This is a genomic window from Rhodoferax sp. RT4P68, from assembly GCF_056521305.1.
The window spans coordinates 161,616-175,236 of the sequence record NZ_JBWMBB010000015.1 but is presented as its reverse complement, the minus strand read 5'-3'; the positions used below and the strand labels follow the sequence as shown (position 1 = coordinate 175,236).

Genomic DNA, 13,621 nt, shown 5'->3' with positions numbered 1-13,621 from the left:
TCGCCCGTCCTTTTCACTGGAGCCTTGACCTGATGCAATACACCCGTTTCGGCCCCACCGGCCTGCAAGTCTCGCGGCTGTGCCTGGGCTGCATGAGCTACGGCGCACCCGACCAGGGCAACCACGCCTGGACGCTGCCCGAGGCCGCCAGCCGACCGTTCCTGAAGAAGGCGTTGGACCTGGGCATCAACTTCTTCGACACCGCCAACGTCTACTCGGCCGGCAGCAGCGAAGAGATCGTGGGCCGCGCGCTGGCCGACTATGCGCCGCGTGACGACGTGGTGGTGGCCACCAAGGTTCATGGCCGCATGCGGCCCGGCGCCAACGGCGCGGGGCTGTCGCGCAAGGCCATCCTGGCCGAGATCGACCACAGCCTGAAGCGCTTGAACATGGACCATGTGGACCTCTACCAGGTCCACCGCTGGGACCACGCGACGCCGATCGAAGAAACCATGGAGGCGCTGCACGACGTCGTGAAGGCCGGCAAGGCGCGTTACATCGGCGCCTCGTCCATGTACGCCTGGCAGTTCGCCAAGGCCCAGGCCGTGGCCGATCGGCATGGCTGGACGCGCTTCGTCTCGATGCAGAACTACCTGAACCTGCTGTACCGCGAAGAGCAGCGCGAGATGCTGCCGCTGTGCCGCGACCAGGGCGTGGCCGTGATTCCCTGGAGCCCGATGGCCCGCGGCCGGTTGACGCGCGACTGGGACGCGGAAAGCGCCCGCGCCGAAACCGATGAGTTCGGCCGCACGCTCTACGCCCACACCGCCGATGCCGACCGCAAGGTGGTCGAGGCCGTGGCCGCCGTCGCCGCAGCACGCGGCGTGCCGCGCGCCCAGGTGGCGCTGGCCTGGGTGCTGCAGCAGCCGGGCGTGACAGCGCCCATCGTCGGTGCGACCAAGGTCGAGCACCTCGACGACGCAGTGGCCGCGCTGGCCTTGAAGCTGACAGCCGAAGAGACGGCGGCCTTGCAGGCCCCCTACGTGCCGCACGCCGTGGTCGGATTTTCCTGAACGCCAGCCAGTGCTTCAGCCCCCCGCAGTGTGCGACGGGTGGCTGCACATCGAACGCGCGCCACCGTGTTGAGGGCGATACCCACCATGCCAGCAGCTGATCTGCAGCACCTCCTGCAAGCCGCCCGCGCCGCACAGGCCAACGCGCATGCGCCGTACTCACGCTACCGCGTCGGCGCCGCGCTGGCCACGCCGGACGGCCGTGTCTTCGCCGGCTGCAACGTGGAGAACGCGGCGTACCCCAGCGGCACCTGCGCCGAGGCCGGCGCCATCGCGGCCATGGTCGCCGCAGGTGGCCTGCAGATCGCCGACATCGTCGTCGTGGGGCAGGGCACGGAACTGGTGACCCCCTGCGGCAACTGCCGCCAGCGCATCCGCGAGTTCGCAGGCGCCGCCACGCGTGTGCATTGCGCCGATGCGGATGCCGTGCGGCGCAGCTTCACGGTGCAGGAGTTGCTGCCGTTCTCGTTCGGGCCCGGGCATCTGGGGTGAACGCGCGGCGCTGCCTGGCTGCCCGCACATTTCCACCTGAACAGCGCCCAACCCGCTAAAGTGAGCCGGCTTTTTTTCCATGCCGACGGGGAGCCGCACGCTCGCGCTGCCGGCCCTCAGGCAGCGACACCCCAGGACCACACGCCGTGAAGACGCCCATGCGCATCGCGACGCCGCTCGACCGGCTCATCGTGCTGGTGTGCGCCGTCGCCATCGGGGCCATCTGGTGGGTCACGCTGCAGCGCATCACGTTCGAACGCGAGCAGGCCGTCGCGGCAGCCCTCAAGTCGAATGCCAGCCTGGCGATCGCGTTCGAGCAGCAGGCCTTTCGCACCCTCAAGGCGGCCGAGCAGGTGGCGTCCTTCGTGCGCGAACACCATCTGCGGGCGGGGCGGGCCATCGACCTGGAGCAGTGGGTCAAGCAACGGGTGATTCGCGAGCCCATGTTCACCATCGTCAGCGTGGTCGATGAGACCGGCGACATCGTTGCCAGCAGCCAGGTGAGCGGGCGCGCCAACTACGCGGACCGCGCGTTTTTCCAGATGCAGCGCGCGAGCCCGTCGGACGCGCTGTTCGTCAGCCAGCCGGTGCTGGGCCGCGTCTCCGGGCGCTGGCAGATTCCCATGTCGCTGCGCATGACACACCCCGACGGTCGCTTTGCCGGCGTGGTCGTGTTGTCGGTCGACCCGGCGAGCTTCACCGACTTCTTCGGCCTGGCCGAACTCGGTCGCCAGGGCCTGCTGGAGCTGACCGGGCTCGATGGCGTGGTGCGCGGGCGCAAGATCGGCGAGACGCGCAGCTTTGGGCTGGCAGCGCAGGATCTGGCGTGGTTCCAGCGCCGCGCGGACGCACCCGCCGGCGGGTTCGTGGACGACGGACGCACCACCGATGGGGTCGTGCGCGTCGTCAGTTACCGCACGCTGGCCGGCTACCCGCTGATGGTGGCCGTCGGCACGGCCCAGGCCGCCGTATTGGCGCCAGCCATGCAACGCCGGCAGTCTTACCTGCTGTTCGCCACCGCGATCACGCTGGCACTCGCCACGCTGGCCTGGCTGCTGGTGTTGGCGCTGTCACGCCAGCGGGCGGCAGCGGAATCGCTGCGCTCCAGCGCCGCGCTGTTTCGCGCCACCTTCGACCAGGCGGCGATCGGCATCGCGCACTTCGCACCGGACGGGCGCATCCTGCGCGTCAACGACAAGTTCTGTCGCATGCTGGGCAGCACCGCCGATGCCTTGCGCGCGCGCACGGTGTATGACCTCAGCGACCCCGAGCATCAGCACGAGGCGCGGCAGTTCGTGGCGCACCGGCTCCTGGTGTCCTCGGCGGTGTTCGCGCCGGAGCTGGAAAAGCAGTACCGGCGGCACGACGGTTCGGTGCTGTGGGTCTCCGAGGCGCTGGGTGTGGTGAAGGATGCCCAAGGTCGACCGGATTTTCTGGTCGCCGTCACGCAGGACATCACGGCGCGCAAGGATCTGGAGGCACGGCTCTCGCACGATGCGTTGCACGACACGCTGACCGGCCTGCCGAACCGCGCCATGTTCTTGGACAGGTTCGGCCAGGTGCTGAAGTCGGCCCGCCGACACGCGCGGGCCTGCGGCGTGCTCTACATCGATCTGGACGGGTTCAAGGCCATCAACGACGCGCATGGCCATGCAGTGGGCGACCGGCTGCTGCAGCAGGTGGCCTGCCGTCTCGAAGCGTGTGTGCGTGCCGAAGACACGGTGGCGCGCCTGGGCGGCGATGAGTTCGCGGTCGTGCTGGCCACCCTGGCCAGGCCGCAGGACTGCGAGGCCGTGGCGCACAAGATGATCGGCGCGGTGTCAACGCCATTCGAGCTGGACCAGCAGACCGTGCAGATCTCGGCCAGCATCGGCGCGGCGCTGTACCCGCTGCACGAGGGCGATGACACGGTGCTGCTGGCACGCGCCGATGCGGCCATGTATGTGGCCAAGAACGCGGGCAAGAACCGGTTCAGCTGGGAGTCGGTGCCGAGCGACGAGGCCTGAGGCCGGCGGGGGCAGTGCGCCGGTGCCCGCAACTTGTCCCACCCGCCTGTGGATATCACTGGGGACAGCCTCGGGAGCCGCACGCACGCGCCCAGCGCCCATGCGGGTTGTGGTTCGACTGCCTTCGTTTTGGGCAGCGCGCAGCGCAAGGCGTGCGCACCGACGTCCTCACGGCTCGCAATCGAACGGCGGGTGTCGCTTCGTATGCACATGCCTTCTGACGTTGGATCGTCAACCGGGCGCAGGCGTGCGCATCGCCGTGGCATCGGCACGTCCGCACACACCTTGACCCTGGCGGACGGCGCCTCGCACAATGCCGCCATGCCTGCCCCCCGGTCAGCCGATGTCGATGCCACCGTGTGTGTGGAATTCGCTGCCAGCCTGCGGCGGCATGTGGACTGCGCTGCGCAGCAGGTGCCCGCAGCCCCGCTGCGCGACGCACTGGAAGCGGCCCTGAGCGCAGCCCCCGCGTTGGCCGCCTACGTCTTCGACGACCAGCGCGACGTGCGCAAGCATGTGGCCGTCTTCGTCAACGGGCAGATGGTGCGCGAACGCCACCGATTGGACCAGCCGCTCGCCGCCGGCGACCGCGTGCTGGTGGTGCAGGCATTGACCGGAGGCTGAGGAGGACACCATGCATACCTTGCTCATCGGCACGCGCAAAGGCCTGGTCGTCGTGCGCGGTCAGGCGAACGACTGGCGGATCGAGGGCCTGCATTTCGGGGGCGAACCCGTCATCCAGGTGCTGGCCGATGCGCGCGACGGCGCGTGGTACTGCGCGCTGCGGCTGGGCCACTTCGGTGTGAAGCTGCACAAGAGCCTGGACCGGGGCGCGCACTGGCAGGAGATGGCAGCACCGGCGTTTCCGCCCAAACCGACCGACGGCCCCTGGGCCGACGACCCGACGCCGTGGAGCGTCGACGTGCTGTGGGAACTGGCGACCGGCGGCGTCGCTGCGCCGGGCGAGCTGTGGGCCGGCTGCATCCCGGCCGGCCTGTTCCGATCTGGCGATGGTGGCGCCAGCTGGCAACTGGTGCATGCGCTGTGGGACCAGCCCGGGCGGCGCGAATGGATGGGCGGTGGCTACGACCATGCGGGCGTGCACTCGATCCTCGTCGACCCGCGCGACGGGCGACATCTGAGGGTGGCCATCTCCTGCGGCGGCGTGTGGCAGAGCGTGGACGGCGGCGCGCAATGGGCCTTGACCGCGCGCGGCATGCGTGCCGATTTCATGCCCGAGGAGCGCGTGGAGGACGGCAACATCCAGGACCCGCACTGCATGGTGCAGTGCGCCGCCGCGCCGGACGTGCTGTGGGTGCAGCACCACTGCGGCATCTACCGCTCCACCGATGGCGCGCAGCAGTGGCAGCACCTCCAGCCACCGGCGCCCTCGGGCTTCGGCTTTGCCGTGGCCTGCGACCCTTCAAACCCGCAGCGCGCCTGGTTCGCACCCGCCCAGGCCGATGCCATGCGCATCCCGGTGGACGGGCGCATGGTCGTCACGCGCACGGACGACGGCGGCGCCAGCTTCCAGAGCTTCGGCGACGGGTTGCCGCAAGCGCACGCCTTCCACCTGGTCTACCGCCACGGCCTGGCCGTGGCTGCGGACGGCCGCACGCTGGCCATGGCGTCGACGACGGGCGGTCTGTGGGTCAGCAGTGACGCGGGCGAACACTGGGCTGCCGTGTCGCGCGATCTGGCGCCGGTGGCGACGGTGCGGTTTGCGGCGGAGTGAGGCCGCAGTGGGTTCCAGCAATTCCTCGATGGAAGTGCTGTCGACTCTGCACGCGCGCGTGACCTACAACGCGTGCGTCACCAACCTGAAATCCGGGTCCTCCTCGAACGCCTTCACGGTGAACCCCAGCCCGCGCATCAGCTTGAGCATGTTGGGGTTGTTCACCAGCACCAGGCCCTGGATCTCCGCCAGGCCCTTTTCGCGCGCCACGTCCATGATGCTTTCCATCAAGCGCGAGCCGATGCCCTTGCCGGCGTAGTCGTCGGCCACCACCAGCGAGAACTCGCAGCTGGTCTGGTCGGGGTTGGTGATGTAGCGCGACACGCCCACCACGCGTTCGGTCTCGACGATCGATCCATCGGTGGCCGCGCTGCGCTGCTTGCACACAGCCACCAGCGCCATCTCGCGGTCATAGTCGATCAGCGTGAAGCGCGCCAGCATGGCGGGGGGCAGCTGCATCATGGAGGAGACGAAGCGGAAGTAGCGGCTCTCCTGCGACAGGCTCTGCACCAGCGTCTGCAGCATCTGCGCGTCGCCGGGGTGGATGGGGCGCACCGTGTACTGGCCGCCACCGCGCAGTGGCCACACCTGCTCGTGGCGGGCGGGGTACGGCAGGATGGCCAGGTGCGCATACGGGTTGGTGCCACCACCGGCGCTGCCGCCGTGCGGCGCATGGTCCAGCACGATGCGTGCGTCCACCGCCACCACGCCCGATTCATCGACGATCAGCGGGTTGATGTCCATCTCGCGCAGCTGCGGCAGCTCGCACACCATCTCCGAGACGCGCAGCAGCACGCGCTCCAGCGCGTCCATGTCCACCGGGCTGGCGCCGCGCCATTCGGCCAGCGTCTCGGCCACGCGGGCGCGGTCGATCAGGCGGCGCGCCAGGAAGGTGTTCAGCGGGGGCAGCTCCATGGCGCGGTCGCGGATCAGCTCGATCATGGTGCCGCCGGCGCCGAACACGATGACCGGGCCGAACGGCTCGTCGGTGACCATGCCGATGCAGATTTCGCGGCCGCGTTGCGCGCGCGCCATTTTCTGGACGGTGACGCCGTGGATGCGGGCGTCCGGCTCCAGCCGCGCCACGCGCGCCACCAGGTCGTGGTAGGTGTCACGCACGCTGGTGCCGTTCATGAGGTTCAGCGCCACACCCTGCACGTCGCTCTTGTGCGTGATGTCGGGCGAGTCGATCTTCAGCGCCACCGGGAAGCCCAGCTGCGTGGCGATCATCATGGCCTCGTTCGCGTTGCGCGCGAGGATGGTGTTGGTCACGGGGATGTGAAAGGCCGACAGCAGCGTCTTGCTCTCCATCTCGGTCAGCACCTTGCGCCGCTCGGCCAGCACGCTTTCGATCACCAGCCGCGCGGCTTCCACATCGGGCTTGGCCAGGGCCGACAGCGGCGGTGGCGTCTGCTGCAGCAACTGCTGGTTCTGGTAGAACGAGGCGATGTTGCCGAAGGCGCCGACCGCCGCCTCGGGCGTGCGAAAGCTGGGGATCGCCGCGTCGTTCAGCAGCCCGCGGGCGGCGCCCACCGATGCGTCGCCCATCCAGCAGGCCAGGAGCGGCTTGCTGAGTTTCGGCCTCGCCTGCGCCAGCACCTGGGCCACGGCATCGGCACCGCCAGCGGCCTTGGCCGACCAGATCGCCAGCACGCCGTCGACCTGCTTGTCGCGTGCGGCGGCCTCGACGGCGGCGGCGTAGTGCGTCGCGTCGGCCTGTTCGGACAGGTCGATCAGGTCGTGCAGCGAGGCCAGTGGCGGCAGCAGCGGCTGCAGCGCGGCGATGGAGGCAGGTGACAGCTGGCCCAGCTCCAGCCCGATCTCGCTGATCCAGTCGGCCGCCAGCACGCCAGGGCCACCGCCGTTGGTGACCACGGCCAGGCGCCGGCCCACCGGCCGGTAGCGAGACGCCAGGCACTTGGCGGCCGAGAACAGCTCGACGAACGAACGCACGCGGACCGCGCCGGCCCGGCGCAGCGCCGCGTCGAACACGTCGTCGCTGCCGACGATGGCGCCGCTGTGCGTCTGCGCTGCCGCGTTGCCGGCCGAGCGGCGGCCGGCCTTGAGCACCACCACCGGCTTGGCGTTGGCGGCCGAGCGCAGCGCGCTCATGAACGGGCGGGCGCTGCTGATGCCTTCCAGATAAAAAATGATGCTGTGCGTGGCCGGGTCGTTGGCCAGGAAGTCCAGCACCTGGGCGATGTCGACCGCCGTGTTCGGCCCCAGCGACACGACCGACGAAAAACCCACCGCATTGGTGCGTGCCCAGTCCAACATGGCCGAGGTGAGCGCACCCGATTGCGACACCATGCCCAGCGATCCGCGCGCGGCCAACGGCCCCAGCGCGCTGGCGTTCAGGTCCAGCTCGGGGCGCTGCAGGCCCAGGCCGTTGGGGCCCATCAGCTGGATGCCTTCGCGCCGGGCGATGCGCTGCAGCGCAGCGGCCTGGGTGGCGTCCACACCGCTGCACAGCACCAGCGCGGCGCGGCAACGGATACGGCCGGCCAGTTCCAGCGCACCAGCCAGCTCGGCAGGCGCCAGCGCAATGATCGCCAGATCGGCCTGCGTCTGCGCCAGATCGGCCAGCGTGCCGCTGACCCCGCCGTGCAGGAACGTCAACCGGCCCTGGTAGGGCGAGGCGGCCAGCGTGGAGTGCAGGGTGCGCGCCTCGCGCGTGAGTGTGTCGGGCGCCTCGGGGTTGCCGGCCAGAACGACGATGCTTTGAGGCGCGAACAGCGGGGTCAGGTAGTGCTTGTCCATTGGGTCGAATTGTGGACCGGCGCGCGGGGGCAGGCCGGCCGCACGTCGGTGCAGGTTTCGTGCCTGTCGGGCAGATCAAGGGGGGCGGCGGCGAGAATCCGGCGCATGAATCCACCAACCGCCCGCATGGCCCGCTGCGTCATGGTGCTGGGCACCACCAGCGGCGCCGGCAAGAGCTGGCTGACGACGGCCCTGTGCCGCCACTATGCGCGTCAGGGGCTGAAGGTGGCGCCCTTCAAGGCGCAGAACATGAGCAACAACGCCCGCGTGGTGGCCGGTGGCGAGATCGGCAGCGCGCAGTATTTCCAGGCACTGGCCGCCCATGCCGTGCCCGAAGTGCGCATGAACCCGCTGCTGCTCAAGCCCGAGCGTGACACGCACAGCCAGGTTGTGCTGCTGGGCCAGGTCGACGAGGCGTTGACGCAGATGCCATGGCGTGCGCGCAGCGCCCATGTCTGGCCGGTGATCGCCCGGGCGCTGGACGCGCTGCGCGCCGAGAACGACGTCGTCGTGATCGAGGGCGCCGGCTCGCCCGCCGAGATCAACCTGCACGCCAGCGACATCGTCAACATGCGCGTGGCGCGCCATGCCGGTGCACAGTGCCTGCTGGTGACCGACATCGACCGCGGCGGCGCTTTCGCCCACCTGTACGGCACCTGGGCGCTGTTGCCGGCCGACGAGCGCGCCATGATCCGCGGCTTCGTGCTGAACAAGTTCCGAGGCGATGCGGCCCTGCTGGCCCCGGCGCCGCAGATGCTGCAGGAACTGACCGGCGTGCCGACGCTGGCCACACTGCCGATGTGGCGCGGCCACGGGCTGCCCGAAGAGGACGGCATGCACGACATGGCCCACATCGCCGCGCAGGCCGGCGCCGTGACCCGCACCGTCGCCGTCGTGGCGTACCCGCGTATCAGCAATCTGGATGAATTTCAGCCGCTGTGCCATGTGCCGGGCCTGCAACTGCGCTGGGCCCGGCGGCCGGCGGACCTGCACGGCGCTGACTGGGTGGTGTTGCCCGGCTCCAAGCACACCAGCTCCGACCTGGCCTGGCTGCGCGCCCAGGGGCTGGACGCCGCCGTCGCCGCGCATGCCAGGCAGGGCGGCATGGTGCTGGGCATCTGCGGCGGGTTGCAGATGCTGGGCGAGGCGCTGGTCGACCCGCACGGCATCGACGGCAATGCACCGGGCCTGGGCCTGTTGCCGCTGGTCACCGTGTTCGCGCAGGACAAGGCAGTGCGCGCCTGCAGCACCCGCTTCGCCGAGATCGCGGGGCCCTGGCAGGCACTGTCCAACCTGCCGGTGCAGGGCTATGAGATTCACCACGGCGTGACGGCCCCACACCCCGCCATGCAGGCGGCAGGCGACCTGGTGCACCCTGTGCTACCTGATGGCCTGGGCTGGCGCAACGGCGCCGGCCATGTGATGGGCCTGTATGTGCATGGCTTGTTCGAGGACGCCGGGATACTGCAGGCGCTGTTCGGCGCCGGCGCCCCATCGTGGGACGCCGTGTTCGATGGCCTGGCGGATTTTGTCGAGGCGGCTTTCACGCCGGGAGCGCTCGAGCGCCTGCTCGACAGCACGCCCTCGCACTGAGCGAGCGACCTGCGTTGGCGGCACCGCTGACCCGCGTGATGCCCGGTCACAAAGTGCGCTGCGGTGCTCAATAGTTGTACACCAAATTGTTTGAATGACCGTACACTTTTGTGACGCGAGCTGAACCCATCGGGTGTGGCCAGCGTCAGCGCTCCAGGTCGGGGGCGCGTGGAACCAAAGGACTGACGTGGCGAGCAGCTATAGCCCCTGGCTCGTGGTGTTGTCGATCTTGATTGCCGTCGTCGCCGCCTACGCCACGCTCGGCCTGGGAGCGCGCCTGGTGGCCAACGAGGGACGTTCCTGGCGCGCCTGGCTGGCTGGCGGTGCGTTGGCCATGGGCTTTGGCATCTGGGCCATGCACTTCGTCGGCATGCTGGCCTTGCGCCTGCCGATTTCGCTGAGCTACAGCATCGACTGGACGCTGGCGTCCATGCTGCCTGCGGTGCTGGCTTCGGGCGTGCTGCTGGGCATGATCCGCCGGTACGCGGCGCCGCACGCCGGCCATGTGCTGGCCGCATCGGTGGTGATGGGCGCGGGCATCGGCGCGATGCACTACGCCGGCATGGCGGCGATCGAGCTGAGCCCGCCGCTGGGCCATGACTGGCGCCTGGTGCTGCTGTCGGTCGTGGTCGCGGTGGCATTTGCCACTGCCGGCGTGTGGCTGGCGTTTCGCCATGCACGGCGGCAAGCGTCCGAGCCGATGCGCTGGCTGGCCGCGCTGGTGATGGGCAGCACCGTGGCGGCGATGCACTACACCGGCATGGCGGCGGCTCGATTTGCCGACAACTGCGTCAGCGTGCCGGGGCCGTGGAGCCTGCCGCCCCAGGGCCTGGCCGCCATCGTCAGCGTGCTGGCCTTCATGGTGCTGGGCTTCACGATCTTGTTGACCGTGATGGATGCGCGGCTGGGCGAGCAGAACTCACAGCTGATGCGCGACCTGCGCGCCGCCAAGGACCAGGCCGAAACCGCCGCCCGCGCCAAGAGCGATTTCCTGGCCAACATGAGCCATGAGATCCGCACGCCGATGAACGCCATCATCGGCATGTCGGCGTTGGCGCTGAAGACCAACCTGGACCCGCGCCAGCGCAACTACATCGACAAGGTGAACCGCGCCGCCCGCGGCCTTCTGGGCATCATCAACGACATCCTGGATTTCTCGAAGATCGAGGCCGGCAAGCTGGCCATCGAGCTGGTGCCGTTTCAGCTGGACCAGGTGCTGGACGACCTGGCCAACCAGACCAGCATCAAGGCGGACGAAAAGGGGCTGGAGCTGGTGTTCGATCTACCACGCGACGTGCCGACGTCGCTGGTCGGCGACCCGATGCGGCTGTGCCAGGTGCTGCTGAACCTGGCGAACAACGCCGTCAAGTTCACCGAGCGCGGCGAAATCACCGTGGGCGTGCGCCAGCTGTCGCGCCTGGGCAACCGCGTGGAGCTGCAGTTCCGCGTGCAGGACACCGGCATCGGCATGACGGCCGAGCAGTGCGCCAACGTGTTCCTGGCCTTCACGCAGGCGGACACGTCGACCTCGCGCAAGTACGGCGGCACCGGGCTGGGCCTGGCCATCTGCCGCCACCTGGTGGGCCTGATGTCAGGCCGCATCAGCGTTGACAGCACGCCCGGCCGGGGCTCGTGCTTTCAGTTCACCGTCCCGCTGGGCCTGCAGGAAGGCGTCGCCGCACCACTGGAGGCGCAGCGCATGCCGCACGCCGGCCAGCTGCAGGGCATGCGGGCGCTGGTGGTGGACGACAACGCCATCGCGCGCGACATCACCGCGGCACTGGCCACGGAGATGGGGTTGAACGTGGCGCTGGCCGAAAGCGGCGAGGCCGCCGTGCGCATGGCCAACGAGGCGACCCGGCTGGGCCTGCCCTACGAGCTGCTGTTGGTGGACTGGAAGATGCCGGGCATCAGCGGTGTCGAGGCCCTGCGCCAGCTGCAGGAGCAGCGCGTCGCACACGGGCACGCCAGCATCATGGTGACCGCCTACGCGCGTGAAGACGTCATGGAATCGGCCAGCGCGGCCGGTGTGGTGCTGCAGGCGGTGCTGACCAAGCCGGTGACCCCTTCGACGCTGCTGGAGACCATTGGCGAAGTGCTGGCCCCCAACCTGGCCGGCACCACGCTGGAGGCAGACCGCCCGGCCCTGGGCAGCAAGGCCGTGCGCAGTCTGGCCGGCGCGCGGGTGCTGCTGGTGGAGGACAACGCGCTGAACCAGGAGCTGGCGCTGGACCTGCTGGAGAACGCCGGCATCCGCCTGGTGGTGGCCCAGCACGGGCGCGAGGCCCTGGACATCCTGGACAGCGGCGCCTTCTTCGACGGCGTGCTGATGGATTGCCAGATGCCGGTGATGGACGGTTTCGAGGCCACGCGCGCCATCCGCGCGAACCCGCGCCTGGCCCAGCTGCCCGTGCTGGCCATGACGGCCAACGCCATGGCCGGCGACCGCGAGCGCGTGCTGGCCGCCGGCATGAACGACCACATCTCCAAGCCCATCGACGTGGAGGAAATGTTCGCCACCATGGCGCGGTGGATCAAGCCGAAGGCTGCTGCATCCGCAGCGCCAGACCGGTCGCCGTTTGTGCCGGCACCAGACAGCGCCGTTGCGAGCGCCGGCGCCGATGCCGTGCAGGCACTGCCCGGCATCGACGTGGCCGCCGGCTTGCGGCGCACCCGCAACAACGCCGATCTGTACCGCCGCCTGCTGGACCAGTTCGCCGTGGCGCATCGCGACTTCGGCCCCAGCTTCCTGGCCGCGTTGGAGCGCAGCGACCTCACGCTGGCGGCGCGCCTGGCGCACACGCTGCGCGGCACCTCCGGCACCATCGGCGCCAACGCCGTCTGGCAGGCTGCCACCAACCTGGAGTTGGCCTGCGACCAGGGCCGCCCGCGCTCCCAGCAACTGGCGCTGGCCGCAGCGGTCGAGCGGGCGCTGGCCCCGGTGCTCGCCGGCCTGGCCAACCAGGCCCCGGTGTCGCGCCCGGCCACGCTTGCGCCTGCTGCGGACGACGCCAGCGCGCGCGCGCGGCGCGACCAGATGGCGCGCAAGCTGCGTACGCTGTTGTTGGATTCGGACCCGGACTCCGTGGCTCAGGCTGCGGCGTTGCGCGATGCCACGCGCGGCACCACCGCCGAAGCGACGGTGGAATCGATCGTGCAGGCCGTCGAAGCCTTCCGCTTCGATGAGGCACTGGCCGCGCTGGACCGTTGGACCGGGGTGCTGGCGGCCGACACGATGCGCTGAGCGGCTGCCGACGCAGCGCCGATCACAAGGTGCGCCGCAGCGCCGTGAAGAACAGTTCCGACTGCAGCCGCTCGCCCAGGGTCTGGGCGCACACGCGCGCAGCCAGCGCCGGGTCCACCGGCTGCAGCGCCCGGCCGGTGGATTGGGCCAGCACCTGGACCATGCAGGCCCGCTCCAGGTAGTACAGATCGTCGTAGGCATGGTCCACGCGTGCGCCGCAGACCACCACCCCATGGTTGCCGAGGAAGACCACGTCGGCGCCCTCCATCGCGCAGGCGATGCGTTCGCCCTCCGAGGCATCGAGCGCCAGGCCGTTGTAGCGCGCGTCGACCGCGACCCGGCCGTGAAAGCGCATGGCGTTCTGCGAGAGCGCGGTGTCTAGGGCGCGGTCGGTCGTCAGCGTCAGCGCCGTGGCGTAGGGCATGTGGGTGTGCAGCACGCAGGCCTTGCCCGCCAGACGGTGGATGGCCGCGTGGATGAACATGGCCGTGGGTTCGACCTCGTGGCGTCCGGCCAGCTTGGCGCCATGGGTGTCGACCAGCACGATGTCGTCGGCCTGCACCTCGCTCCACATCAGCCCGCGCGGATTCAGCAGGAAGCGGGCGCTGCCATCGGGCAGTTCGACACTGAAATGGTTGCAGACGCCTTCGGCCAGCCCGTGGCGGGCGGCGGCGCGCAGGGCCAGGGCGAGGTCGTCGCGCAACTGGGCGACGGCGGGGGAGTGGTAGCTGAGTTCGTGGGTCATGGGGGGGCCTCCTGGCGCCGAGGGTAGCGCGTT

The 13,621-nt window shown here is 69.9% G+C and carries 9 protein-coding genes; 7 read left to right on the top strand and 2 right to left on the bottom strand.

Features of this window, described 5'->3' with window-relative positions; translation table 11 throughout:
• Window positions 1-32: 32 nt before the first annotated feature.
• The 5 genes from AC099J_RS26810 (at window position 33) to AC099J_RS26790 (ending at window position 5,246) form a co-directional block, all read left to right on the top strand.
• On the top strand, window positions 33-1,013 hold the full coding sequence (locus tag AC099J_RS26810) for an aldo/keto reductase (protein WP_479618350.1): 981 nt from the start codon (window positions 33-35) through the stop codon (window positions 1,011-1,013).
• An 87-nt stretch (window positions 1,014-1,100) separates the two neighbouring features.
• Window positions 1,101-1,505 (top strand): cytidine deaminase, encoded by a 405-nt coding sequence (gene cdd, locus AC099J_RS26805; protein WP_479618349.1) that lies wholly within the window; start codon window positions 1,101-1,103, stop codon window positions 1,503-1,505.
• 146 nt (window positions 1,506-1,651) lie between these two features.
• Window positions 1,652-3,511 carry a sensor domain-containing diguanylate cyclase gene (locus AC099J_RS26800; RefSeq protein ID WP_479618348.1) on the top strand — a complete coding sequence of 620 codons (1,860 nt, stop codon included), beginning with the start codon at window positions 1,652-1,654 and terminating at the stop codon, window positions 3,509-3,511.
• A gap of 321 nt (window positions 3,512-3,832) precedes the next feature.
• Window positions 3,833-4,135, top strand: a complete 303-nt coding sequence (locus tag AC099J_RS26795; RefSeq protein ID WP_479618347.1) for a MoaD/ThiS family protein — start codon at window positions 3,833-3,835, stop codon at window positions 4,133-4,135.
• A gap of 10 nt (window positions 4,136-4,145) precedes the next feature.
• Complete coding sequence (locus AC099J_RS26790) at window positions 4,146-5,246, top strand: WD40/YVTN/BNR-like repeat-containing protein (protein ID WP_479618346.1); 1,101 nt, start codon at window positions 4,146-4,148, stop codon at window positions 5,244-5,246.
• 63 nt (window positions 5,247-5,309) lie between these two features.
• On the opposite strand, the gene AC099J_RS26785 is transcribed toward AC099J_RS26790, so the two are convergent.
• Window positions 5,310-8,006, bottom strand: coding sequence for a bifunctional acetate--CoA ligase family protein/GNAT family N-acetyltransferase (locus AC099J_RS26785; RefSeq protein WP_479618345.1), 2,697 nt, complete (start codon window positions 8,004-8,006; stop codon window positions 5,310-5,312).
• Window positions 8,007-8,111: 105 nt separating this feature from the next.
• Here AC099J_RS26785 and AC099J_RS26780 point away from each other — a divergent pair, with 105 nt between their 5' ends.
• Together AC099J_RS26780 and AC099J_RS26775 are read left to right on the top strand one after the other, a co-directional pair.
• Window positions 8,112-9,599, top strand: a complete 1,488-nt coding sequence (locus AC099J_RS26780) for a cobyric acid synthase (RefSeq protein WP_479618344.1) — start codon at window positions 8,112-8,114, stop codon at window positions 9,597-9,599.
• Window positions 9,600-9,786: 187 nt separating this feature from the next.
• Window positions 9,787-12,843, top strand: a complete 3,057-nt coding sequence (locus AC099J_RS26775) for a response regulator (RefSeq protein ID WP_479618343.1) — start codon at window positions 9,787-9,789, stop codon at window positions 12,841-12,843.
• A 22-nt stretch (window positions 12,844-12,865) separates the two neighbouring features.
• On the opposite strand, the gene AC099J_RS26770 is transcribed toward AC099J_RS26775, so the two are convergent.
• Window positions 12,866-13,588 (bottom strand): aldolase, encoded by a 723-nt coding sequence (locus AC099J_RS26770; RefSeq protein WP_479618342.1) that lies wholly within the window; start codon window positions 13,586-13,588, stop codon window positions 12,866-12,868.
• Between the last annotated feature and the right edge of the window lie 33 nt (window positions 13,589-13,621).